General features: G+C 68.5%; 1 protein-coding gene. It reads left to right on the forward strand.

The features are described 5' to 3' along the window. A partial coding sequence (locus AC0IXA_RS27450; protein WP_471814904.1) for a DUF4307 domain-containing protein occupies nucleotides 1-136 on the forward strand: 136 nt, incomplete at its 5' end. Nucleotides 137-273: the final 137 nt, after the last annotated feature.

A 273-nucleotide genomic window follows, 5' to 3' on the forward strand; every position in this document is an offset into this window, starting at 1 on the left:
GTCCGAGGACGGCGCGGAGGTCGGCCGCAAGGACGTCCGGCTCGACACGGCCGCCGACCGGATCGACGAGGTGTACAGCATCCGCACGACGGCGGAGGCGACCAGCGCCGAGCTCGTCGGGTGTACCGCCCGGTAGACGGGGTATGCGGGGGGTGGCGAGTCGCCACGCTGACCTGCACCGACGTCATCCTGATGACTTTCGTCCTCCCCCTTTGCGCCGGTCGTTGTTAGGCTCGTGGTTTCGCCCACCCAGGAAGGCACATCCTTCTGGGT

Source organism: Pseudomonas sp. AC083, assembly GCF_979253165.1.